Source organism: Acetobacter okinawensis (genome assembly GCF_002153655.1).
Lineage (GTDB): Bacteria > Pseudomonadota > Alphaproteobacteria > Acetobacterales > Acetobacteraceae > Acetobacter > Acetobacter okinawensis_A.
Genome location: NZ_JOPJ01000004.1, coordinates 1 through 19,976, shown reverse-complemented (window position 1 = coordinate 19,976; position 19,976 = coordinate 1). Strand labels below are relative to the sequence as shown.

Annotated in this window: 24 protein-coding genes; 12 read left to right on the top strand and 12 right to left on the bottom strand. The window is 61.0% G+C overall.

What is annotated here, in order from left to right:
• Nucleotides 1-10 precede the first annotated feature (10 nt).
• The 7 genes from rnpA (at nucleotide 11) to HK26_RS02275 (ending at nucleotide 6,722) form a co-directional block, all read left to right on the top strand.
• Complete coding sequence (gene rnpA, locus HK26_RS02305) at nucleotides 11-388, top strand: ribonuclease P protein component (RefSeq protein WP_025826311.1); 378 nt, start codon at nucleotides 11-13, stop codon at nucleotides 386-388.
• Between the two features lie 131 nt (nucleotides 389-519).
• Nucleotides 520-2,289: a membrane protein insertase YidC gene (yidC, locus tag HK26_RS02300; RefSeq protein WP_086638315.1), complete on the top strand. Its 1,770-nt coding sequence runs from the start codon at nucleotides 520-522 to the stop codon at nucleotides 2,287-2,289.
• Nucleotides 2,289-2,957, top strand: a complete 669-nt coding sequence (gene yihA, locus HK26_RS02295) for a ribosome biogenesis GTP-binding protein YihA/YsxC (protein WP_456304394.1) — start codon at nucleotides 2,289-2,291, stop codon at nucleotides 2,955-2,957. Before yidC ends, yihA begins: the two co-directional genes overlap by 1 nt.
• Before the next feature lie 39 nt (nucleotides 2,958-2,996).
• Complete coding sequence (gene argB, locus HK26_RS02290) at nucleotides 2,997-3,914, top strand: acetylglutamate kinase (RefSeq protein WP_086638313.1); 918 nt, start codon at nucleotides 2,997-2,999, stop codon at nucleotides 3,912-3,914.
• Between the two features lie 131 nt (nucleotides 3,915-4,045).
• Nucleotides 4,046-4,894, top strand: a complete 849-nt coding sequence (dapD, locus tag HK26_RS02285; RefSeq protein ID WP_086638312.1) for a 2,3,4,5-tetrahydropyridine-2,6-dicarboxylate N-succinyltransferase — start codon at nucleotides 4,046-4,048, stop codon at nucleotides 4,892-4,894.
• Between the two features lie 32 nt (nucleotides 4,895-4,926).
• On the top strand, nucleotides 4,927-6,102 hold the full coding sequence (gene dapE / locus HK26_RS02280) for a succinyl-diaminopimelate desuccinylase (RefSeq protein WP_086638311.1): 1,176 nt from the start codon (nucleotides 4,927-4,929) through the stop codon (nucleotides 6,100-6,102).
• Nucleotides 6,099-6,722, top strand: a complete 624-nt coding sequence (locus tag HK26_RS02275; RefSeq protein ID WP_086638310.1) for a hypothetical protein — start codon at nucleotides 6,099-6,101, stop codon at nucleotides 6,720-6,722. Before dapE ends, HK26_RS02275 begins: the two co-directional genes overlap by 4 nt.
• Before the next feature lie 57 nt (nucleotides 6,723-6,779).
• On the opposite strand, the gene truA is transcribed toward HK26_RS02275, so the two are convergent.
• The 3 genes from truA to def are packed head-to-tail and all read right to left on the bottom strand — an operon-like array spanning nucleotide 6,780 to nucleotide 9,160.
• Entirely contained in the window at nucleotides 6,780-7,577 is a 798-nt protein-coding gene (gene truA, locus HK26_RS02270; RefSeq protein WP_086638309.1) for a tRNA pseudouridine(38-40) synthase TruA, read from the bottom strand.
• Nucleotides 7,574-8,581, bottom strand: coding sequence for a methionyl-tRNA formyltransferase (fmt, locus tag HK26_RS02265; RefSeq protein WP_086638308.1), 1,008 nt, complete (start codon nucleotides 8,579-8,581; stop codon nucleotides 7,574-7,576). The genes truA and fmt overlap by 4 nt, the downstream gene beginning before the upstream one ends.
• A gap of 18 nt (nucleotides 8,582-8,599) precedes the next feature.
• Nucleotides 8,600-9,160 (bottom strand): peptide deformylase, encoded by a 561-nt coding sequence (gene def, locus HK26_RS02260; protein ID WP_086638369.1) that lies wholly within the window; start codon nucleotides 9,158-9,160, stop codon nucleotides 8,600-8,602.
• A gap of 249 nt (nucleotides 9,161-9,409) precedes the next feature.
• Between def and HK26_RS02255 the strand changes: the two genes are divergently transcribed.
• Both HK26_RS02255 and HK26_RS02250 read left to right on the top strand, forming a co-directional pair.
• On the top strand, nucleotides 9,410-9,910 hold the full coding sequence (locus HK26_RS02255; protein WP_025826324.1) for an Hsp20 family protein: 501 nt from the start codon (nucleotides 9,410-9,412) through the stop codon (nucleotides 9,908-9,910).
• 19 nt (nucleotides 9,911-9,929) lie between these two features.
• Nucleotides 9,930-10,196: a hypothetical protein gene (locus HK26_RS02250; protein WP_025826326.1), complete on the top strand. Its 267-nt coding sequence runs from the start codon at nucleotides 9,930-9,932 to the stop codon at nucleotides 10,194-10,196.
• 93 nt (nucleotides 10,197-10,289) lie between these two features.
• On the opposite strand, the gene hpf is transcribed toward HK26_RS02250, so the two are convergent.
• Complete coding sequence (hpf, locus tag HK26_RS02245; protein WP_086638307.1) at nucleotides 10,290-10,907, bottom strand: ribosome hibernation-promoting factor, HPF/YfiA family; 618 nt, start codon at nucleotides 10,905-10,907, stop codon at nucleotides 10,290-10,292.
• 35 nt (nucleotides 10,908-10,942) lie between these two features.
• Nucleotides 10,943-11,065 carry a hypothetical protein gene (locus tag HK26_RS13835; RefSeq protein WP_257640822.1) on the bottom strand — a complete coding sequence of 41 codons (123 nt, stop codon included), beginning with the start codon at nucleotides 11,063-11,065 and terminating at the stop codon, nucleotides 10,943-10,945.
• Between the two features lie 165 nt (nucleotides 11,066-11,230).
• Between HK26_RS13835 and HK26_RS02240 the strand changes: the two genes are divergently transcribed.
• Both HK26_RS02240 and HK26_RS02235 read left to right on the top strand, forming a co-directional pair.
• Nucleotides 11,231-11,524: a hypothetical protein gene (locus HK26_RS02240; RefSeq protein ID WP_086638306.1), complete on the top strand. Its 294-nt coding sequence runs from the start codon at nucleotides 11,231-11,233 to the stop codon at nucleotides 11,522-11,524.
• Between the two features lie 23 nt (nucleotides 11,525-11,547).
• Complete coding sequence (locus tag HK26_RS02235; RefSeq protein WP_086638305.1) at nucleotides 11,548-12,417, top strand: MOSC domain-containing protein; 870 nt, start codon at nucleotides 11,548-11,550, stop codon at nucleotides 12,415-12,417.
• 92 nt (nucleotides 12,418-12,509) lie between these two features.
• Here the strand turns inward: HK26_RS02235 and lptB are convergent, their stop codons facing one another.
• From lptB to HK26_RS02210, 5 genes are read right to left on the bottom strand one after another with little or no spacing between them, the layout of a single operon-like run.
• On the bottom strand, nucleotides 12,510-13,331 hold the full coding sequence (gene lptB, locus HK26_RS02230) for an LPS export ABC transporter ATP-binding protein (protein ID WP_143296275.1): 822 nt from the start codon (nucleotides 13,329-13,331) through the stop codon (nucleotides 12,510-12,512).
• Nucleotides 13,332-13,333: 2 nt separating this feature from the next.
• Nucleotides 13,334-14,434, bottom strand: a complete 1,101-nt coding sequence (locus HK26_RS02225) for an LptA/OstA family protein (RefSeq protein WP_257640821.1) — start codon at nucleotides 14,432-14,434, stop codon at nucleotides 13,334-13,336.
• A gap of 3 nt (nucleotides 14,435-14,437) precedes the next feature.
• Nucleotides 14,438-15,175, bottom strand: coding sequence for an LPS export ABC transporter periplasmic protein LptC (lptC, locus tag HK26_RS02220; protein ID WP_086638304.1), 738 nt, complete (start codon nucleotides 15,173-15,175; stop codon nucleotides 14,438-14,440).
• Nucleotides 15,172-16,185 carry a KpsF/GutQ family sugar-phosphate isomerase gene (locus tag HK26_RS02215; protein ID WP_086638303.1) on the bottom strand — a complete coding sequence of 338 codons (1,014 nt, stop codon included), beginning with the start codon at nucleotides 16,183-16,185 and terminating at the stop codon, nucleotides 15,172-15,174. Before HK26_RS02215 ends, lptC begins: the two co-directional genes overlap by 4 nt.
• A gap of 46 nt (nucleotides 16,186-16,231) precedes the next feature.
• Complete coding sequence (locus tag HK26_RS02210; RefSeq protein ID WP_086638302.1) at nucleotides 16,232-16,891, bottom strand: ribonuclease D; 660 nt, start codon at nucleotides 16,889-16,891, stop codon at nucleotides 16,232-16,234.
• 204 nt (nucleotides 16,892-17,095) lie between these two features.
• Here HK26_RS02210 and rlmB point away from each other — a divergent pair, with 204 nt between their 5' ends.
• Complete coding sequence (rlmB, locus tag HK26_RS02205) at nucleotides 17,096-17,920, top strand: 23S rRNA (guanosine(2251)-2'-O)-methyltransferase RlmB (RefSeq protein WP_086638301.1); 825 nt, start codon at nucleotides 17,096-17,098, stop codon at nucleotides 17,918-17,920.
• Here the strand turns inward: rlmB and HK26_RS02200 are convergent.
• Both HK26_RS02200 and HK26_RS02195 read right to left on the bottom strand, forming a co-directional pair.
• Nucleotides 17,884-19,230 (bottom strand): purine-cytosine permease family protein, encoded by a 1,347-nt coding sequence (locus tag HK26_RS02200; RefSeq protein ID WP_086638300.1) that lies wholly within the window; start codon nucleotides 19,228-19,230, stop codon nucleotides 17,884-17,886. The genes rlmB and HK26_RS02200 overlap by 37 nt on opposite strands.
• Before the next feature lie 26 nt (nucleotides 19,231-19,256).
• Nucleotides 19,257-19,976 (bottom strand): SDR family NAD(P)-dependent oxidoreductase (locus HK26_RS02195; RefSeq protein WP_143296274.1); only part of this gene is annotated, 720 nt, incomplete at its 5' end.

The window sequence follows — 19,976 nt, the reverse complement described above, 5'->3', positions numbered from 1 at the left end:
TCCGGTTTTGATGGACTGGTCTGAAGGTCAGGAGCAGCCAGCAGCAGGGGCGGGTACGTCCATGCGGCTCAAAAAGAGAAAAGAATTTCTCTTCATGGCAGCCAAGGGGCGTAAAGCTCCGGTGTCTGGTCTTGTCCTTCAGCTTTTCAGGCGGCCCGATTCGGACCCCGCGCGTGTTGGCTTCACGGTGACCAAAAAAGTCGGTAATGCCGTGGTGCGTAACCGGGTGCGCCGCAGACTGCGTGAGGTTGTGCGCAGAGTGGAAGCCGATACACCGCTGAATGGGCTGGATCTGGTGCTTATAGGACGTGGCTCCACGCGGGAGCGCGCCTTTGACGCACTGGTGGCCGATTTTCGGAAAGCGTTGAAACTCTGTTTACGGGATTAGGGCATGCCCTGATTTCTGTAGTTCTGCCGATCCTGCGCTGGAACACGGTTGTGCCGCTCAAGACCACCGTTTTATGCGGTCGTTGAGTTTTCCATTTTTGTTAAGTGCAGGGGGCCAGCAGGCCAGAGCTCATGGATTCAAAACGTCTCATACTGGCAACATTGCTGTCAGCTCTGGTTCTTATCGGGTTTGATTATTTCTTTCCCCAGGCTCCGGCACACCAGCCCTCTCAGCAGGTGGCGCAGACTGCGGCCAGCCAGAGCGCTCCGGCTTCTGCTACAGGTGCAGGGCAGGCGGTCGTCCCACGGGATTCCGCGTCCGCAACTCCGGCAGATACGTCTGATGGGCCAGATACCCGCATTGCCATTAACGCCCCTTCTGTGCAGGGGAGCATCAACCTGCGCGGCGCACGGCTGGATGATCTGGTGCTCAAGCAGTACCGTGAGACCGTAAAGCCTGACAGCCCGGATGTGCGGGTGCTCAGCCCCGTGGACACCAAGCGGGCTGATTTTGTGGACTTTGGCTGGCGCGCTGCAACCTCGGATGTGCCGCTTGCCCTTCCTAACGCCCGTACATTGTGGAAAGCCTCCGGCACGGTACTGGATGCGGACCACCCGCTGACACTGAGCTGGGATAACGGTCAGGGGCTGACGTTTGAAGTCGCACTCGGGGTGGACAAGGACTACATGTTCACCGTGACCCAGCGCGTGCATAACGCCACGGGGCAGAGTGTGGCCCTTTACCCCTATTACCGTGTGAACCGTGGTTACACGCCGGAAGAAACCGGCGGCATGCTGGTGCATGAAGGCCCGATTGCGGTCATTGATGACCGCCTGAACGAAGGGTCCTACAAATCTGTCCGTAATGATGGGGTTCCGCCTGAAAACGTGGCATGGAGCCATCAGGGTACAGGTGGCTGGGCCGGCATTACCGATAAATACTGGCTGATGGCCATTGTGCCTGACCAGACCGCCAGTGTTGTGGGTACTTATGCGTGGCAGGCCGCTCAGGGGCAGTATCAGGTAGGCTTTACCGCCACCGCTCCGGTGCAGGTTGGTGCAGGGCAGAGTGCCTCCACGCAGGCCCATGTGTTTGCTGGTGCCAAGGAAGTGCGGCTGTTAGAGCAGTATGAGCACGACCTGCACATTCCCATGTTCTGGAAGGCCGTGGACTTCGGGTGGCTTTCCTTCCTGACCCGTCCTGTGTTTTTTGTGCTGGACTGGCTGAACAGCCATCTGGGCAGCTTTGGCATGGCTCTGCTGACCTTTACGGTTATCGTCAAGGTTGCGTTCCTGCCGCTGACCATCAAACAGATGCGCATGACATGGAAGACATCGCGCCTGAAGCCGCAGGTGGACCTGATCCGTGCGCGCCACAAGGATGACCCGGTGGTTATGCAGCAGCAGATCATGATGCTGTACCGTAAGGAAAAGGTCAGTCTGTTTGGCGGCTTCCTGCCCCTGTTCATTCAGGCCCCGGTTTTCTGGTGCCTGTACAAGGACCTGTATGTCACAATTGAAATGCGGCATGCGCCTTTTGTGGGCTGGGTAAAGGATCTGTCGGCACAGGACCCGACCAACATCTTCAACCTGTTCGGCCTTATTCCCTTTGACCCGACGCATATCCTGCCGGTGCTTACGCTGGGGGCATGGCCCATCCTGTATGGTGCCAGCATGTTTATCATGCAGAAAATCAGTGCAAGCTCCACCAGCATTGATCCCGCACAGCAGAAGGTGATGATGTTCATTCCGCTGCTGTTCACCTTCTTCATGGCGCATCAGCCGGTTGGTCTGGTCATCTACTATTGCTGGAGTAACGTACTGACCGCCATCCAGCAGATTATCATTATGGGGCGTCTCAAGGCTGCTGACGCCAAGCCCCAACTGGTTGCTAAAAAATGATGGATCAAGCGCCTTCTTTCCGTGAACTGAAGGACAAGGCAGACATTGCCGCCGCTCTGGAGGAAGGGCGGCGGCTTTTTGCCGGTTCATGCGAGTTTGTGTTTGGTGCCCAGAAGCTGGGCCAGCTCCCCCCCCAGACGCTGCCCGAAATTGCTTTTGCGGGACGCTCCAATGTGGGTAAGTCCAGCCTGATTAACGCGCTGACGGGGCGCAAGACGCTGGCGCGTGCCTCGTCCGAACCGGGGCGCACCAAGCAGCTCAACTTTTTTGATCTCGCCCAGCGCCTGATGCTGGTGGACATGCCCGGTTACGGGTTTGCCCGCGCCGCCAAATCCGTAAAGGAAGACTGGCAGGAGATGATGTTCGACTATCTGCGCGGGCGCCCCTGCCTGCGCCGGGTTGTTCTGCTGCTGGATGCACGGGTGGAAATGAAAGCGCATGATCAGGAGGTCATGAAGCTGCTTGACCGCGCGGCTGTCAGCTTTCAGGTCGTGCTGACCAAGTGTGATGACGTCAAACCCACGGCACTGGCACGCAAACAGGCCGATGTGGAGGCCGAGATCGCACGCCATGCTGCGGCTTTTCCGCATCTCTCTCTCACCAGTAGCCAGACCGGGCAGGGCATTGAGGCATTGCGGGCGGAACTGGCAGAATTTGCCCTGACGTGATCGGGGAACATGGACAGAAGACGGCAGGATTTTCAGAGCATGACTGAACCCAGACTCCCCCCTTCCAGCGCTCCGCATGACGCCGTGCATGAGGCCGCCGTGCTGGCGAACGCCCTGCCATACCTGCGGCGCTACGCGGGGGACACCATCGTGGTCAAATATGGCGGACACGCCATGGGCGATGCTGGTCTGGCCAAAACCTTCGGGCGCGATATTGCCCTGCTCAAGCAGGTTGGTATCAACCCAGTTGTGGTGCATGGCGGGGGGCCGCAGATCAACCAGATGCTCAAGCGGCTGGACATCCCCTCCCACTTCATTGACGGGCTGCGCGTAACAGACGCCAATGTGGTCGATGTGATCGAGATGGTGCTGGCCGGTTCGGTCAACAAGCAGGTGGCGGAACTGATCTGCGAGGCCGGGGCGCTGGCCGTTGGTATTTCGGGCAAGGATGGCAAGCTGATCACGGCCCGCAAGCTGCGCCGGACCGTGCGGGACATGGACAGCCAGATCGAGCGGGTGCTGGACCTTGGTTTTGTCGGTGAGCCTGTCAAGGTTGACCCGCGGGTGATCTATGCGCTGTCCGGCTCTGGGCTGATTCCGGTTATAGCGCCCGTGGGCCTTGGTGAGGACGGTGAGACCTATAACATCAACGCCGATACAGCCGCTGGTGCCGTTGCCGGTGCCGTACACGCCACCCGCCTGCTGATGCTGACGGATGTACCTGGTGTGCTGGATAAGCAGGGGCAGCTCATCCCCGAACTGACTGCGGCGCAGGCCCGGCAGGCTATTGAGGACGGTGTGATTACTGGCGGTATGATCCCCAAGGTGGAAACCTGCATTGAGGCTGTGCAGGGCGGGGCCAGAGGGGCGGTTATTATTGATGGCCGCATGCCCCACGCCTGTCTGCTGGAACTGTTTACGGCCTCCGGGTCGGGTACGCTTATCCGCGCGGAATAACCCCGCGCGCGTGCTGGAGTAATGACCCACGTTGACAGGATAGGCCCCTGTCCGCATGGTCTTTTTCCTCTTTTGTTGCCGGGCGGGCCTGTCGTCCGGTCTGTATTATCATTGTTGCTGATTGGTGTGCCATGACAGACGAAACCCTCCGCGCTCATATTGAAAACCTGTGGGAAGAACGCGACCGCATTTCTTCCGCAACCGTGGGCAAAGACCGTGACGCCATTGAGACCGCGCTCGAAGCGCTGGATTCTGGTCGCCTGCGCGTGGCCGCCCCGCAGGAAGATGGATGGGTTGTTCATGAATGGCTGAAAAAAGCGGTGCTGCTGTCTTTCCGCCTCAATGACAGCATTGTCATTCCCGGTGGTGCAGCGGGCGCTCCGGCTTATGACAAGGTGCCCCTCAAGTTTGCTGGCTGGGATCAGGCACGGTTTGATCAGGCCGGGTTCCGGGTTGTGCCAGGTGCTGTGGTCCGCCGTTCGGCCTTTATTGCGCCCGGTGCTGTGCTGATGCCGAGCTTTGTCAATGTTGGTGCCCGCGTTGATAGCGGCACCATGGTGGATACATGGTCCACCATTGGGAGCTGTGCGCAGATTGGCAAAAACTGCCACATTAGCGGTGGCGCAGGTATTGGTGGCGTGCTGGAGCCGTTGCAGGCTGCCCCGGTTATTATCGAGGACAACTGCTTTATCGGTGCCCGCTCGGAAGTGGCCGAGGGCGTGATTGTGGAGCGGGGCTCGGTCCTGTCCATGGGTGTGTTCCTTGGTGCGTCCACCAAGATTGTGGACCGCGCAACCGGCGAAATCTACATGGGCCGCGTGCCCGCCTATTCCGTGGTTGTGCCGGGTACCATGCCCTCCTCCAACCCGGTTGGCCCCGATGGCCGCCCCAACCCCGCTCTGGCCTGCGCGGTTATCGTCAAGCGTGTGGATGAGCGGACCCGCTCCAAAACATCCATCAACGAACTGCTGCGTGACTGATCAGAGCGGTTGTTAAAGGACGAGGCGGACGCATGACAACAGGCACCACCGGAGCACTCCCCGCTGATCTGGCGCTGACAGACCCGGTGGCCGTGGCCCGGTTGCTCATTCGTCAGCCTTCGGTCACCCCCGACCCCGGCGCGTCCCAGCTTCTGCTTGGAGCCATGCTGGAGCGTATGGGGTTTACGGTCACGCACCTGCCTTTTGGCGAGGGTGCGGAGCGTACGCCCAACCTGTTTGCCCGTCTGGGCACAGGGGGGCCTCATATCTGCTACGCTGGGCATACGGATGTGGTTCCGGTTGGTCATGAGGCCGACTGGACATACCCACCCTTTGCCGCCGAGATTGTGGATGGTGTGCTCTACGGTCGGGGTGCGTGCGATATGAAAGGCGGCATAGCCGCCTGTGTGGCGGCCATTGCCCGCCGGGTGAATACCGGTCTGGGCCATGGCTCCATCAGCCTGCTGATTACTGGTGATGAGGAAGGCCCGGCCACCTATGGCACCCAAAAAGTGCTGGAGTGGATGGCTGTGCAGGGCCAGATACCCGACTACTGTCTGGTAGGGGAGCCAACAAACCCCCAGACACTGGGCGAGATGGTCAAGGTCGGCCGCCGTGGCAGCCTGAACGCCCGTATTGTTGTTGAAGGCACGCAGGGGCATGTGGCCTACCCGCACCGTGCGGACAATCCGGTGCATCGTCTGCTTGCCGTGCTTGATGCCCTGCGCGCGATACCGCTGGATCATGGGTCGGAATATTTTGAATCTTCCAGCCTGCAGGTGACCAGTCTGGATGTGGGCAATACCGCCTCCAATCTTATTCCCGCCCGGGCCGAAGCGCGGCTGAACATTCGTTTTAACGACCTACATACAGGTGCAGCCCTTAAAGGCTGGATCGAGACTGTGTGCGCCCAGCATGCGCCGCGCGCGCGTGTTGAGAGCAGGATTAGCGGTGAGTCGTTTTTTGCCCCTCCGGGTCAGGAGATGGCGGTGCTGCAACAGGCCATTACGGATGTAACGGGGCTGACCCCCAAACTGGATACGGGGGGTGGCACATCGGATGCGCGCTTTATTGCCCGTTACTGCCCGGTTGCGGAGTTTGGTCTGGTCGGGGCGAGTATTCATAAGGTGGATGAACATGCAGCCGTTGCTGACATGGAAAAACTGACCCGGATTTATGAGGCCTTCTTTAAAGGGGTAGGGGTGTGATTCCACAAACAGGCAAGTTTGGCGCAGTGCGGCGCATAATACAGGGTATGCTGCTGCTCGCGGGTGGTAAGCGGGAAGGGCTGGCTTATTTTGAAGGCACGCCCGATGCCTTTGGTGCGGCACTTGCCCCGCAGATGGCCTGCATACTGGTGGGTGGCATGCAGATTTTTCTGCTGCCGGACAAGATTATGTCCGCCACAAAGCTACTGCTTTCCCTGTGTGTGCTGTTTCTGCCTGCTGTAGTCTCCCATTTTTATGCCCAGCGCTGGGGGCGTGGCGCGCTCTGGCTGCGCTATATCACGGCCGCGACGTGGTGCGGCTGGGTTGTGGTGCTGATCTCGCTGGCCTGTGCGCTTATTGCTGCTGTGTTTACGCCAGACATTGCTCGTCAGCAGGCTTTTATTGGGGCTCTGGCCCTGTGTGCTGCGGCGTATGAGCTATGGTTGCAGTGGTTTGTGGCCAAGGTAGGGCTGGGTGTGTCCGGCGGTCGGGCAGCGCTGCTTTATGTATCCATTCTGCTTGCGTCCATTACCCTCTACGGGCTGGCCGCACTGTTGCCCCCGCATTACATGGTTATCACGGATTTGCTTCAGCCTATGGTGAACGTGAAAAGCAACTGAACGCAGCAGCCCCGAATATGCCAGTCCGTGGCAGAGGGGGCCCCTTGCACTCAGGCGTTATGGCAGGCTGGTGGGCGTGCCAAACGGATCGGGTTCATACCCGACCCCGGTCAGGTACAATCCGTCAGGCGGGGCTGTGGGGCCTGCGGCACTGCGGTCACATGCAGCAAGGGCATGGGCAACCCGTTCTGGCTCCCATGCGCCGGTGCCAACTTTTTTGAGCGTGCCGACCATGTTGCGGACCTGATGGTGCAGAAAAGACCGCGCCTTGGCAACAACATGCACCTCATCCCCCACACGTGTAATGTCCAACTGGTCCAGCGTACGAATGGGGCTGTTGGCCTGACAGGCTACGGCGCGGAACGATGTAAAGTCATGCTGACCAAGCAGGCACGTTGCTGCCTCTTGCATACGCAGCACGTCCAACGGAGATTTGACGTGCCAGACATGGCCTTCGGCCAGAGCAGGCCGCGTGCGCCGGTTGAGAATGCGGTAGCGGTACGAGCGCCATGTGGCGGAAAACCGCGCACTCCAGTCCAGACTGACTGGCGCTGCATCCAGCACCACGACAGCGTGGGGTTTAAGGTGGTAGCTGAGCCCCTCACGCACGGAGTAGCTGGAAAAGCGGACATCTGCGGGGAAGTCCAGATGGGCGACCTGTGCCAGAGCATGTACGCCCGAATCCGTACGCCCCGCTGTAATGCTGGATACGGGCCTGCCACCGGCAAGGCGAAAAGCCGCCTCTTCCAACAAAGCCTGTACGGACAGGCCGGAGGCCTGCTTTTGCCAGCCGACAAGCCCGCGCCCATCATATTCGAGTTGAACGGCCCAGCGCTGAATGGCGGGCTCGGTCATGGGGTGTTGCTGCCGGGGGGCTGGGTGCCAAGGCATGTGCCTGCGGGCAGGGCCTGCCCGCGCAGGAAGGCGTCTGCCTCCATCATGCCACGACCAGGGCGTTGCAGGCTTGTCAGGCGAATAACCCCTTGGCCACACGCGACACTCAGGCGTTCATCCAGCACCGTGCCGGGGGCAGTGTTGGGGGGGCAGGGAGGAGTATCTGCCGCAATCACACCCGCCCCGATCTTGATAACCGTGCCGTCTGCCAGCGTGGTAAATGTACCCGGCCACGGTGTTAGGGCGCGGATCTGGCGGTCTATGGCGGTGGCGTCATGCGTCCAGTCGATCCGCCCATCCTCGCGCGTTAGGCGTGGCGCGTAGGTTACGCCGTCCTCTGGCTGGGTCTGGCGTGCGGGGCGTCCGGCATTCAGGCGGGCCTCATGGTCTGCCGTGTCGGGCGTTTGGGGGGGGAAGTCGGCAAGTACACGCAGCACCATACTCCCGCCCAGCGCACTCAGGGCATCATGCAGGGTGGTGGCGGTTGTCTGTGCGGTAATGGGTACAGCTTCACGCAGCAGCATGGGGCCTGTGTCCAGCCCGGCCTCCATCTGCATAATGGTCACCCCGCTTTGCGTATCGCCTGCCAGAATGGCACTCTGGATGGGCGATGCACCCCGCCAGCGTGGCAGCAGGCTGGCATGGATGTTCAGGCAGCCCAGACGGGGTGCATCCAGCATGACCTGCGGCAGGATCAGCCCGTAAGCGGCAACAATGGCGGCATCGGCCTTGAGCGCGGCAAACGCCTGCCATGCCTCGGGGTTGTTGCGCAGGCTCAGCGGGTGGTGGACCGGCAGGCCAAGTTCCTGTGCCGCCTGCTGCACGGGGGAGGCACGCAGGGCCTTGCCCCGCCCGGCCGGACGGGGAGGCTGGGAGTATACGGCAACAATCTCATGCCCAGCGGCATGGAGGGCCTTAAGGGCCGGTACGGCAAAATCTGGCGTACCCATGAACACAAGACGCATCGGGCGAGGTTTTTCCACTTAGTTGCGCTTCAGGTCCTTGGCCAGACGGCGCAGGATCATGTTGCGGCGCAGGGCGGAAAGGTGGTCCACGAACAAAACGCCATCAAGGTGGTCAAGCTCGTGCTGTACGCAGGTGGCCAGCAGGCCGTCCACATCACGCTCCTGCACCTGTCCGCTCATGTTCTGCCAGCGTACGCGCACTTTTTCGGGGCGGACAACCTCGGCATACTGGCTGGGCAGGGACAGGCAGCCTTCCTCGCGCGTGCTCATTTCCTCTGTTTCGGCCACAATCTCGGGGTTAATCAGGATCATGGGGTCGCGCGTGTCTTTTTCACCCAGATCAATCAGGACAAAGCGCTGGCTCAGACCAACCTGCGGGGCGGCAAGCCCAATGCCGGGGGCCTGATACATGGCGGCAAACATGCCGGGCAGAATCTTTTGGATTTCGGCCATGTCTTCAGGTTTGACCAGTCTTGCCTTCTGGCGCAGCACGGGGTGCGGTGGCGTCAGGATGTTAAGGGGGGCGGCAGTGTCCGAGGCAGCGGAAAATGCGGCGTCTGTCAGGGCTGGGTGTGTCATACAGCCCGATTTAGCGTCCCGCTGTAGCGGATGCCAGAAGAAAACAGCATGAAAAGTGTTTGTGACGTAAAAAATCTGTCTCCCGAGGGCCACAATATGGCATGCAAACCACACTGAGCCACCCTCCAGACCAGAATGAAGCGGGACACAGGGTTGCGTGTGCCTGCCTCTATCCCATATCGTGAAGAGACCGGATGCCGTGGCGGGTCCGGTTTTTATGTCTCGCTCAGGAAGGAGGAGGCTTGAACAATGTCAGGCAGGCTTTTTGGCTCGCCCATGTTTTTGGGTTTTGATCATCTGGAACAGATGTTGGAACGTGCCAGCAAGGGTTCGGGCGATGGTTACCCACCCTACAACATTGAGCAGATAGCCCCTAACGGCCTGCGCATTACTCTTGCCGTTGCCGGTTTCAGGATGGAAGACCTCCAGATCACGCAGGAGGACAACCAGCTTGTTATCCGTGGTCGTCAGGTGGAAGAGGGGGAGGAGCGGGTTTACCTGCACCGTGGCATTGCCTCCCGCCAGTTCCAAAAAGCGTTTGTGCTGGCCGAAGGGATAGAGATAGGCGGAGCCTGGCTGGATAACGGGCTTTTGCACATAGACCTCTTTCGCCCGCAGCCGGAGGTTCGGGTCAAACAGATCGAGATCATGCAAGGTGGGCAAAAGGGGCAGGTTGCCCCGGCATCGGGCGTTAAGCCCCGCCCCACGCCACGAATGCTGCATCCGGTTATGGATGTGGATGGTCGTTAAAACCCGGAAGGAGGACGCAATGAAAAGCAGCATGCAGGGTGGTTACATGCCAGCTGGTCTGCCGCAGGCCGAACGTGTGGCAGATGTGCGGCAACTTTCCGATATGCAGTTCCGCTCCCTTGGGCTGAGCAAGGTTGCCTACACCCGCCCCGCCACCATGGATGACGGGGAGGAAGGCTGCGCCATTTACGCCGCCGATGGGTCTTTGCTGGCCGTAGTGGATGATATGGAAACGGCATGGGGTGCCATTGTGCAAAATGACATGGTGCCTGCCTCTCTCCAGTAGGGGCAGTTCTGCTGACTCAAAGAAAAAGGACCGGTTTGTGCCGGTCCTTTTTTTGTTGGGGCATGCCGTTGCGGGCTGTGCCGGGCGGGGTGCTTATGGGGTTGGCGTATCCAGCGGGGCGGTGTCCAGCCAGTCGATGTTGCCATCATCACGCCGGTACACAAGGCTGATGTGGCGGCTGGCCGTGTTGCGGAATAACAGAAAATTCTGGCCTGCAAGGTCCAGCCGCATTACCGCCTCGCCCACGGACAGGACGGGAATGTCAGCGGGTTGCTCGGCAATAATGGTGGCAAAGGTTTCCTCCTCCTCCGTTTTGGGGGGGAGAGTGGGGCTGGCATCACCCGGTTCGTGGTCGTCTACGGGTTGCAAAACATAGGAACGGGCGCGTTCTGGCTGCTCCTGCCTTGTGGTGGAGCGGGCGTGGGTGGTGACGCGTTTGTGGTAACGGCGCAGGCGCTTGGCAATATGCTCGGCGGCGTCATCAAAGGCGGCGTTGGCGTCTGCGGCTTCGCCTTCCCCACGCAGGATCAGGCCACGGGCAGCCTTGACGTTGATGTCGCACGTAAAAAACGAGCGGGCTTTGCCAAAGGTCACCTGTGCCTGTAGCCCTGTATCAAAATATCGTTCTGCAAGATTGCCCAGATGGGTGTTGACCCGATGTTTCAAGGCGTCGGAAAGATCAATCTGTTTACCGGAAACCTGAATATGCATAGGACAGCGTTCCTTGCGACTGGCAGGCGGGCCTGTCAAACCCGAATGGCGTTCGTGCCTGTCCGGACGGCATTGCGGGTTAACGGGTTTGCCTTTGTTACGTTGCAGGCCAGGCCTGCAACGCGCTTTGTGTATTTGGGCATGGGTGAGGTGTTCATGTCCACGCCTTTGTTACAGATATAATGCAGAGCTTTACCCCGAGGTTGCATGGCCAGTAAGGACGACGGAAATATAAAGCGCATGGCAGGCTTGTCGCCCGCCCCACCCTATGCCTACACAGGACGGTAAACCTCTACGTGTTATAATCTGGATACCCGGCCACCATGCTTTTACGTTCAGCACCCCCCAAGGATATGCCTAAAATGCCCAATGGCTGGGGTTGGCAGATCAAGCTGGGGTGCCTGCTCGCTCTTGCCGGGGTGTATGGCGGCTTTATGTGGCATGTGACCCACCAGAAGATACGCCCCGTTATGGAGCGGGTGGATATTCCCGTCACTGTTGTCGCGCCCCCCAAGCCACCTGCGCCGCCAGCTCCCCCCATTGCCATGGAGCCTGCGCCCCCGCTGGTTGCGCCTGCTCCTCCTGCATTGCGGGGGAATACCGGGCACCGGCCCTGAAAATTACAGAACAGAGGTATGGCGTGAGCGCACTGTGTGTCACCAGCCTGCATATTTACCCGGTCAAGGGGTTGCATGCTCTCTCCCCTCCCACAGCCATGGTCAGCCCGTGGGGGCTGGAGGGAGACCGCCGGTGGATGGTGGTGGACACCACAGGGCGGTTTATAACCCAGCGCACCTGCCGTTCCATGGCCCTGATAACCCCCATCCCCACGGCGGAAGGGCTGACCCTGACCCGTGCAGGCATGCGGCCCTGTCCGGTGCGCTTTCCCGATCAGGAGGCCCCTGTGCTTCTGACCACGGTCTGGAAGGATCAGGTGCAGGCGCGCGATGCAGGCGATCTGGCGGCGGTCTGGCTGGAGCAGGCGCTTGGGCAACCGTGCCGTCTGGTGTGGATGCACCGGCCGGAGTTTGCCCGTATCCGCCATCTGGGAGAGCAGGAACGCCCCGTCTCTTTTGCAGATGGATACCCGCTGCTTCTGGCCAACACGGCCTCTCTGGATGATCTGAATGCCCGCCTGCCTACGGGGCAGTCTGTTCCCATGAGCCGGTTCCGGCCCAATATCGTGCTGGGTGGGCATATACCTTGGGCGGAGGATGGGTGGCGGCGTCTGGCTATTGGCGATGGGGCCAACGGGGGCGGTGCCATTGTGCGCGTGCTTGCCCCGTGCTCGCGCTGCGTGGTCACATCCATTGATCAGGAGAGCGCGCAGGTGCCTTTCCCCAAGGAGCCTCTGGCCACGCTGGCCAGTTTTCGGCGCGCTCAGGGTGGGGTGATGTTTGCGCAGAACGCGGTTGTGGAAAAAGCCGGGCTGATTAGCGTGGGCGACCGGGTGAGTGTGCTGGAAGAAGGAGCTTCCAACCTGCTGGAGGTGCCGGGCAAACTGGCCTGAGTTGCCCGGAGGGCAATTGCCGGAAGGGGGCGGAAGTGCCGGGCCTGTTTACCCCCACCGTACCCCCGTGCCCTGCGCCAGTCAGGCGTGGGTCAGAGCGAGAAGCTGTCCCCCAGATAAACGCGGCGTACGTCCTCATGCGCCACAATTTCCTCGGGTACGCCCTGCATCAGCACCTGCCCACTGTGCATGATGTAGGCGCGGTCAATCACTTCAAGCGTTTCGCGCACATTGTGGTCGGTAATCAGCACCCCGATCCCGCGGTCCTTGAGGTGGGAAACAAGGTCGCGGATTTCACCCACCGCAATGGGGTCAATCCCGGCCAGTGGTTCATCAAGCAGGACGTAGTGTGGCTGGCTGGCCAGTGCGCGTGCAATTTCCAGCCGTCTGCGCTCCCCGCCGGACAGGGCGAGCGAGGGTGAGTGGCGCAGGCGGGTAATGCCAAACTCGTTCAGCAGTCCATCCAGCATGACCTGACGCTGGTCGGGGTCGGGTTCGACCACCTCCAGCGCTGCCATAATGTTCTGCTCCACGTTCAGGCCCCGAAAAATACTGGCTTCCTGCGGCAGGTAGCCAATGCCAAGGCGTGCGCGCCGGTACATGGGGAGTTGTGTAATGTCCGCGCCATCAAGCGTAATGGTGCCGGTATCAGGCTGGACCAGCCCGACAATCATGTAAAAACTGGTGGTCTTGCCTGCGCCATTGGGCCCGAGGAGCCCCACGGCCTCGCCCCGGTGCACCTCGATCGAGACATCCTTGACGACCTGACGCTTTTTATAGCTTTTGCCAATATTATGGGCGATCAGCCCATGACCCGGCTGGTGCGGGGCGTTCAGGTCAACAGGTTCCGGGCCAAGACCAATGACCTCTTCTTGCACGATTTCCTCGGACGTCCAGTTTACTTCCCGGTTCATTGTTACTTCCTGTCCGATGTATCGCCATTGCCGGGCACTACCAGCCCACTGACCCTGCTGCCGGGGCGTTCGGTCATGGTGGCAATACCTGTGTGCATGTTGATAATGGCCGCAGCCCCCTGAATCTGGTTTGGCCCACGTGTGATGTGCACATTGCCAACAACGCGGGCGATTCCTGTATCAGGCACATACACCCCGCGTTCGCCTGTTACAATTTCCGTCTGGGTGCGGACCCAGACATGGCCAAAGGCATTGACCTTTTCCAGCTTGTTCCCCCCCGAGGTCAAGGGGTCGCCTGCCGTGTCGTCCGCTTTGGCGGTGGCGGGTGTTCCGGTTTGCGGGGGAGGGGCTGTTGGAGCGCTGTAGCCCACAAGAACATCGGCCCGAATCTGCCGGTGGTCGTTGGTGGTGACGGTCGCATTGCCCCGCCCGATGGAAATATGCTGCTGCGAATAATATTCCATGGAATCACGCGCAGTCAGCACATCCTGTGGCGTGGTCAGCCGCAGGGCCTTGCCGGTCATGACCAGAACGGCCTGATCCATATCGTACACGGCCTTGTCCCCCCAGGCCTGATCGGTCTGGGTATAGATGTGGACGTGGCCTATGGCTTCCAGCCGGTAAATTTCGTTCGCACCAGAATCCTGCTCATCGCCTGCCTTGGTCTCTGTTGTGGTGGGCGCAGGGCTACCCGGTGCTGCCGTGCTGGCGTGCGGTGGGGAGGCGGTGGTCAGGGCCGGTTCGGCGGGTGGTTGGTCAGGTTGGACAGCAGGTGGAGCCTGTCCGGGCTGTGTTGCAGCCGGGGTGGTGGCACCGACCGGCAGTTTTTTGCGGTAGTAGGCAATCAGCTTGTCGGCGGTGACCGTAACATTGTTGCGCACGGCTTTGGCCTGATTGTAGGCGGTCACCTTTTTCTGGTTCTGGTCCCAGTCAAACCCGCCCAGAGCTGTCACCGTAATCTGCCCGCCATGGGACAGATCAATGGCCTGCGCCTGTGCCGCGTGGTGCCATGCCAGGCTGGCCGCAGGCAGGCAGGCCAGCGCGCAGGCCCGCCGCACAAAAGAACGCATGCGTGTAGAAAGGGTGGGGGAGGGTGTCATCATGCTTCAGGACGCCTTTTTGCCGGCTGCGGCATCGCTGTGGCGGTCATCATTAAGGATCAGTCGGCCGGGACCACGGAACTGGGTTATGCCGTCATGCTGGCTGAGCACAAAACCCTGTGCATCCAGCACGCCAAACGGACCTTCCGCCCGTACCCATGAGTCGGAGGCGACAATGCTGGTTCTGACATCAATATCGGCAACGGGCGTATGCATCATCAGGCCATCATCACGGTACAGGGTGACTTCTCCCGTCAGGTCAAGAATCTGTGCGTGTTGCATGTAAACGCCTTTTTCCGAGCGGACCATAAGCCACTCTCCGCCCTGTGTCAGAATATCGGCTATGGGGTGGCTCAGGTCCAGCCTGCTGTCAGTTGCCTGATGTACCGTGTCCGCCGTGATTGTGAACGGGCGGTTGTGCTCATCCACGCCGCGATAGGTGGCGCCAATCAAGTTCCCGCTTTCTATCTTGACCTTGCTGAGCGCGCGTATGGTGGTCTGGCTGGCACTGATCAGGTGTTCCATTTCCGGCCATATGGCTATGGCGGCCAGCAACAGCAGGGCCGTGGCAGGGAGCAGCCATTTGGCCCAGCGCAAGAGTGCTCGCCTGCGTGCCAGATTGGCGGGGTTGGGGAGCTTGCGTTTGATGGATGGCGCAACAAGGCGCTCGCGCTGCTGTTTTATATCCACTCCGGAGCGGGCGTAATCTTCGCGCTGGGGGCGTTTGTCGGAGGTGTCGGTCATCCCACGCCTGCCCGGATCAGGTCATGCAGATGCACAACACCAATGGGTATGCCTGCACGATCAAGCACAAAAAGAGCCGTAACAGGCCGCTTGCGCGCATTCATGACCTGCAACGCCTCGGCGGCAAGCGCGTCCGGGTTTATGGTCAGCGGCCGTGGGTTCATGATGTCTTTAGCCAGTGTGGTTGTCAGGTCTTGGTCCAGCGCGCGCCGTAGGTCACCATCGGTGATCAGCCCTGCCAGCGCCCCATTCTGCCCCACAATGCCTACGCAGCCTAGCGCCTTGTGCGTCATTTCCATAATCACGTCACGCATGGGCGTGTCGGGTTGGGTCAGGGGCATGGCGGCCCCCGTGTGCATGAGTTCGCCCACCGTGCGCAGGCGTGCGCCAAGCCTGCCACCGGGGTGGAAGATACCAAACTCCGTGGCGGTAAACCCTCTTTGGCGCAGCAGGGCTACGGCCAGTGCATCACCAAAAGCCAGTTGCATGAGTGTGCTGGTGGTGGGGGCCAGCCCCATGGGGCAGGCCTCGGGCATGGCAGGCAGGGTCAGGGCGAGTGTTGCCGTGCTGGCCAGTGTGGAGGAGGCTTTGCTGGTTACAGCCAGCAGGGGCTGGCCGGTGCGCAGGGCGTGGGCTGCAATATCGCCCAGTTCCGTGGTTTCCCCCGAGTTGGAAAATGCCAGAATGGCATCTCCGGGTAGTATCATGCCCAGATCCCCGTGAGAGGCCTCGGCAGGGTGGACGTAAAGGGAGGGTGTGCCGGTAGAGGCCAGCGTGGACTGTATTTTGCGCGCCACATGGCCGGACTTGCCAATGCCGGTAATAACTACCCGACCGGAAATACCCAGCAGCATGGCCACAGCCTGCTCAAACGCACCACCAAGGCCTGCGGGGTCTTCCAGCGCGCGGGCCAGTGCGTCCAGCCCGGCCTGTTCCACGCGCACGGTTGCTGCGGCATCCATGCCGGGGGTGGTCGGGGCGTCTGGGCCGGGTAGGGCGGAGGATGTCATGCGTCAGATAGGTCCGATGGCGAAGGCGTGCCAGATGTGCCGTTGCTCAGGCGCGGTGGGAGAAAATGTCCGGGTCTTCGTAACCCATCATGTCCAGCCGTGCCCGTGTGGGCAGAAACTCATAGCACGCCTGTGCCAGATCGCGCCTGTTTTCACGCTCTAGCAGAGCAGAGAGCCGGTGCCAGAGTGCGTGCAGGTAAAGCACGTCCGATGCGGCGTAGGCCAGTTGTTCGGGCTTGAGTTCTGGCGTTCCCCAGTCCGAGCTCTGTTGCTGCTTGCTCAGGTCCACGCCCAGCAGGTCGCGGCACAGGGCGGCTAGACCGTGGCGGTCAGTAAAAGTCCGGACAAGGCGGGCAGCAATTTTGGTGCACACGACAGGGCTGACCGTAATGCCCAGCGCATGCTGCAAAATGCGCACGTCAAAACGGGCGTAATGCATGATTTTGGTAAGCGTCGGGTCCGCCAGCACCCGCTTGAGGTTGGGGCATGCATAGCCCGTGCCGCCAAGCGAGGGGGGGATAAGCTGGACCAGATGGGCCGTGCCATCCCCGCTGGAAAGCTGGACAAGGCATAGCCGGTCCCGGTGGGGGTTAAGGCCCATGGTCTCGGTATCTACAGCAACGGAGCCGGTAAAGCGCAGGCCGTCGGGCAGGTCATTTCTGTACAGGGTAATGGCGCCAGCACATGGGCCCTGAGCTGCGGACATGAGGCGCTCCTGTTCTGCTGTTGCGTCTAGGCTGCTTTGCATCAGACGGATTACAGCCGCATGGGGGGAATGTCCATTCCCCAGCGTGCTCAGGCACCTTTCTGCCGCTTAAAGTAAAGAGCCTGACCATGCTGGGGATAGGCGAGGACCCCGCTCTTGCGCTAGGGGAGAGGCAGAGAGACCCCAACCCGGAACCGTTTGTCCATGCAGAATCCCCGTAAAGCCGCGCGTCCCGCACGCCGTTCCCGCTCCTCCGGCCATGGTGGCGCGGGCAGGGAGGGCGCGCCAGCAGCGGCTGCGGGCAAATGCTGGCTGTTTGGCACGCATGCTGTGGCGGCGGCGCTGGCCAACCCACGCCGCGTGTATGAACGCCTGCTGGTGACCGAGGCAGAACACCCCGCGCTGGAGGAAGCCGCCCGTGCGGGGGGGAAGAGCCTGCGGGTTGCCCCCGAGCTGGTGCAGCGTGCGCGGCTGGATGACCTGCTTGGCCCGGATGCCGTGCATCAGGGCGTGGCCATGCTGGCACATATTCTGCCCTCCCTCTCGCTGGAGGAGGCGCTGGAGCGCCCCGGCCCTGTGCTGGTGCTGGATCAGGTGACAGACCCACGCAATGTTGGGGCCATTCTGCGTTCTGCCGCAGCCTTTGGGGCGGCCTGCATTGTGGTGCAGGACCGCAACGCGCCGGAAGAAACCGCCGTGCTGGCCAAGGCTGCATCCGGAGCATTGGAGACAGTGCCTTTTGTGCGCGAGGTCAATCTCTCCCGCGCCATAGAAATGCTTCAGAAGGCCGGGTGCTGGACCGTAGGGCTGGATGCCGGGGGGACAATCCTGAACGGTGCTGGCTTTGACGGGCGGCGTGTTGCGCTTGTGCTGGGGGCGGAGGGGCGCGGCCTGCGCCGCCTGACGCGGGAAAGCTGTGATGAAATTGCAGGTCTTTACATGCCCGGAGAGATGGAAAGCCTGAATGTGTCTGTAGCGGCGGCTCTGGGGCTTTATGAACTGGTGCGGCGCGGCATGCCCGCAGCGTAACAGCCTGCGGCAACAAAAAAGCCAACATAATAGCCAATGTCGGCTCCCCCCAGCCAGCGGGCAATGGGGCCGGTGTACACGCTGCTGGTGGAGAACAGGCCAATGGTCAGCGCGGTGGTTATGGTGAATATGCTTGCACCGCGTGTCCACCCCGCAGGTGTGGGGCGTGGGGTATGCGCGGTGCAGTACCAGTCCGCCAGCACAATGCCTGTCCACGGCGCAATCCAGTACATGGTGAGCATCAGGTAGTCTGTGTAAAAGGTGGTGTACTGCCCCGCCCCGGCAACGGCCAGCCCGTAGCCAAGTGTTGCGGTCAGGATTGCGGCGGCCACGCGGGGTATATGGAACCCGGCGGAAATCAGGCTGTAGCTTGCCGTGTTGTCATTGAACGAGTTGCCGGTAATGGACGACAGCGCAATAGCCCCAAGGGCAAATGTACCCAGTGGCCCCAGTGTCTGCTGGAGCGATGCAATAACCGCTGTGGGGGAGGCGTCCACCACACTTCCGGCGGAAATCAGCCCCAGAATCTGGAAGGGAATGGCCGAGGCCAGCAGGCCCGCCAGCGCAAGCAGCACCACTTTTGTGGGGCTGGAACTGGCAGGCAGGTAACGCGTGTAATCCGATGAATACGACGCCCATGAGAGGTTGAAGCTGACCAGAACCCCCACAGCAAGCAAGAAGGTGCTCACCCCCACGGGGTGGTGCGTGGCAAGGGGGGCCTGACCGCGTATGGCAAAAACAATGCCGATCAGCGCAAAGGCCAGCAGCAGGAACGCTCCAAGATATTTCTGCAAGGCCTGCACCACATGGTGGCCGTAGATAGAGGCCAGCATCTGCACACCAGCCAGCACACCCAGTGCCGCCCAGAACGGGGTGTGTATGCCACCTGCAAACAGCAGGGCAATCAGGGCGGTGGCAGCGGGTACGTTGTTCACCGCATCCCACCCCACGCAATAAATCCAGTTCAGGAATGCAGGCAGGCGCAGTCCCTTTTGCCCCAGCGCGCGGCGCGATGCCTCCATTTGCGTCAACCCGGTGGCCGGGCCAATGGCTGCTGCAAGGGCTACGGGCAGTGCTCCAATCAGGTTGCCCAGAATAACAGCCGCGACCCCTGTTTTAAAATCCAGCCCCATGCTGGCCAGAAGTGCCCCCGTGACCCAGCCTCCCGGCCCCAGATTGGGGGCAAAATGGCTCCAGAATACGCGGTCCATTTTCATGGTTTTCAGCCGTGCGGGTACGGGCTCGCGTACGGCTGCGGCGGACATGTCTTCCATCATGGCATGCGCGCGGGGGGCGGGGGCCTGCGTCATGTCGGGGGCTTTCTGCAAATGGGGGGTTAAGTCAGGTCTGGTTCGGGCATACTGCCAGCAGCTCCGGCGGGTTGGTGGGTATAATAGGCTTCGGCCAGTCTGATGGGCAACATGTCCATCAGCCGCGAGCCAGCCGCCAGCCAGAGCGGAAACGTAATGCGCCGCTCATTACGGGCCAGTCCGCGCAGGATCCTGCGGCTGGCGCTCTGCACGTCTGTCAGGCCGGGCATGGGGAAGGCGTTGCGCGCCACCATGGGCGTATCAATAAAACCGCAAACAACCGAACTGAGCAGAATACCCGCTTTTTTAGCGTTGCCCCCGGTTGCCACCATAAAGCGGTCCACAGCCGCCTTGGCCGCACTGTAGGAGGGAGTGCCGGGGAAGGAGACAAGCCCCGCTACGGAGGAAATGGCGCAAATCCGCCCCCGCATGCCATCTGCGGCGCGGGGCTGGCGTTCCATCAACTCCAGTGCGGGGAGCACGGTGTTGAGCACACCGTGCAGGTCTGTTGCAAAAATCCGGCGTATCTGGAGTTCTGGCTCAGCAGCAGGGTGGTCGGGGTGCAGGGGTTTGCGGGTGCCGCCGGTAATGCCTGCACAGGCCAGAACCATGTCCAGACCACCCGTGCCCTGCACCCATTCTGCCATGGCGGCAGTGTGCGTGACATCACAGAGCTTGAGTTCCACCGCTGCTCCTTGGCTAATGCAGTGGCGGGCGGGTTTCTCCCCCCCGGCGGCATTGCGCCC

Bases quoted from the DNA above. Each gene is read 5' to 3' on its own strand.
- rnpA (WP_025826311.1), top strand. From the start codon at position 11: ATGGACTGGTCTGAAGGTCAGGAGCAGCCAGCAGCAGGGGCGGGTACG.
- yidC (WP_086638315.1), top strand. From the start codon at position 520: ATGGATTCAAAACGTCTCATACTGGCAACATTGCTGTCAGCTCTGGTT.
- yihA (WP_456304394.1), top strand. From the start codon at position 2,289: ATGGATCAAGCGCCTTCTTTCCGTGAACTGAAGGACAAGGCAGACATT.
- argB (WP_086638313.1), top strand. From the start codon at position 2,997: ATGACTGAACCCAGACTCCCCCCTTCCAGCGCTCCGCATGACGCCGTG.
- dapD (WP_086638312.1), top strand. From the start codon at position 4,046: ATGACAGACGAAACCCTCCGCGCTCATATTGAAAACCTGTGGGAAGAA.
- dapE (WP_086638311.1), top strand. From the start codon at position 4,927: ATGACAACAGGCACCACCGGAGCACTCCCCGCTGATCTGGCGCTGACA.
- truA (WP_086638309.1), bottom strand. From the start codon at position 7,577: ATGACCGAGCCCGCCATTCAGCGCTGGGCCGTTCAACTCGAATATGAT.
- fmt (WP_086638308.1), bottom strand. From the start codon at position 8,581: ATGCGTCTTGTGTTCATGGGTACGCCAGATTTTGCCGTACCGGCCCTT.
- def (WP_086638369.1), bottom strand. From the start codon at position 9,160: ATGACACACCCAGCCCTGACAGACGCCGCATTTTCCGCTGCCTCGGAC.
- HK26_RS02255 (WP_025826324.1), top strand. From the start codon at position 9,410: ATGTCAGGCAGGCTTTTTGGCTCGCCCATGTTTTTGGGTTTTGATCAT.
- HK26_RS02250 (WP_025826326.1), top strand. From the start codon at position 9,930: ATGAAAAGCAGCATGCAGGGTGGTTACATGCCAGCTGGTCTGCCGCAG.
- hpf (WP_086638307.1), bottom strand. From the start codon at position 10,907: ATGCATATTCAGGTTTCCGGTAAACAGATTGATCTTTCCGACGCCTTG.
- HK26_RS13835 (WP_257640822.1), bottom strand. From the start codon at position 11,065: ATGAACACCTCACCCATGCCCAAATACACAAAGCGCGTTGCAGGCCTG.
- HK26_RS02240 (WP_086638306.1), top strand. From the start codon at position 11,231: ATGCTTTTACGTTCAGCACCCCCCAAGGATATGCCTAAAATGCCCAAT.
- lptB (WP_143296275.1), bottom strand. From the start codon at position 13,331: ATGAACCGGGAAGTAAACTGGACGTCCGAGGAAATCGTGCAAGAAGAG.
- HK26_RS02225 (WP_257640821.1), bottom strand. From the start codon at position 14,434: ATGATGACACCCTCCCCCACCCTTTCTACACGCATGCGTTCTTTTGTG.
- lptC (WP_086638304.1), bottom strand. From the start codon at position 15,175: ATGACCGACACCTCCGACAAACGCCCCCAGCGCGAAGATTACGCCCGC.
- HK26_RS02215 (WP_086638303.1), bottom strand. From the start codon at position 16,185: ATGACATCCTCCGCCCTACCCGGCCCAGACGCCCCGACCACCCCCGGC.
- HK26_RS02210 (WP_086638302.1), bottom strand. From the start codon at position 16,891: ATGTCCGCAGCTCAGGGCCCATGTGCTGGCGCCATTACCCTGTACAGA.
- rlmB (WP_086638301.1), top strand. From the start codon at position 17,096: ATGCAGAATCCCCGTAAAGCCGCGCGTCCCGCACGCCGTTCCCGCTCC.
- HK26_RS02200 (WP_086638300.1), bottom strand. From the start codon at position 19,230: ATGACGCAGGCCCCCGCCCCCCGCGCGCATGCCATGATGGAAGACATG.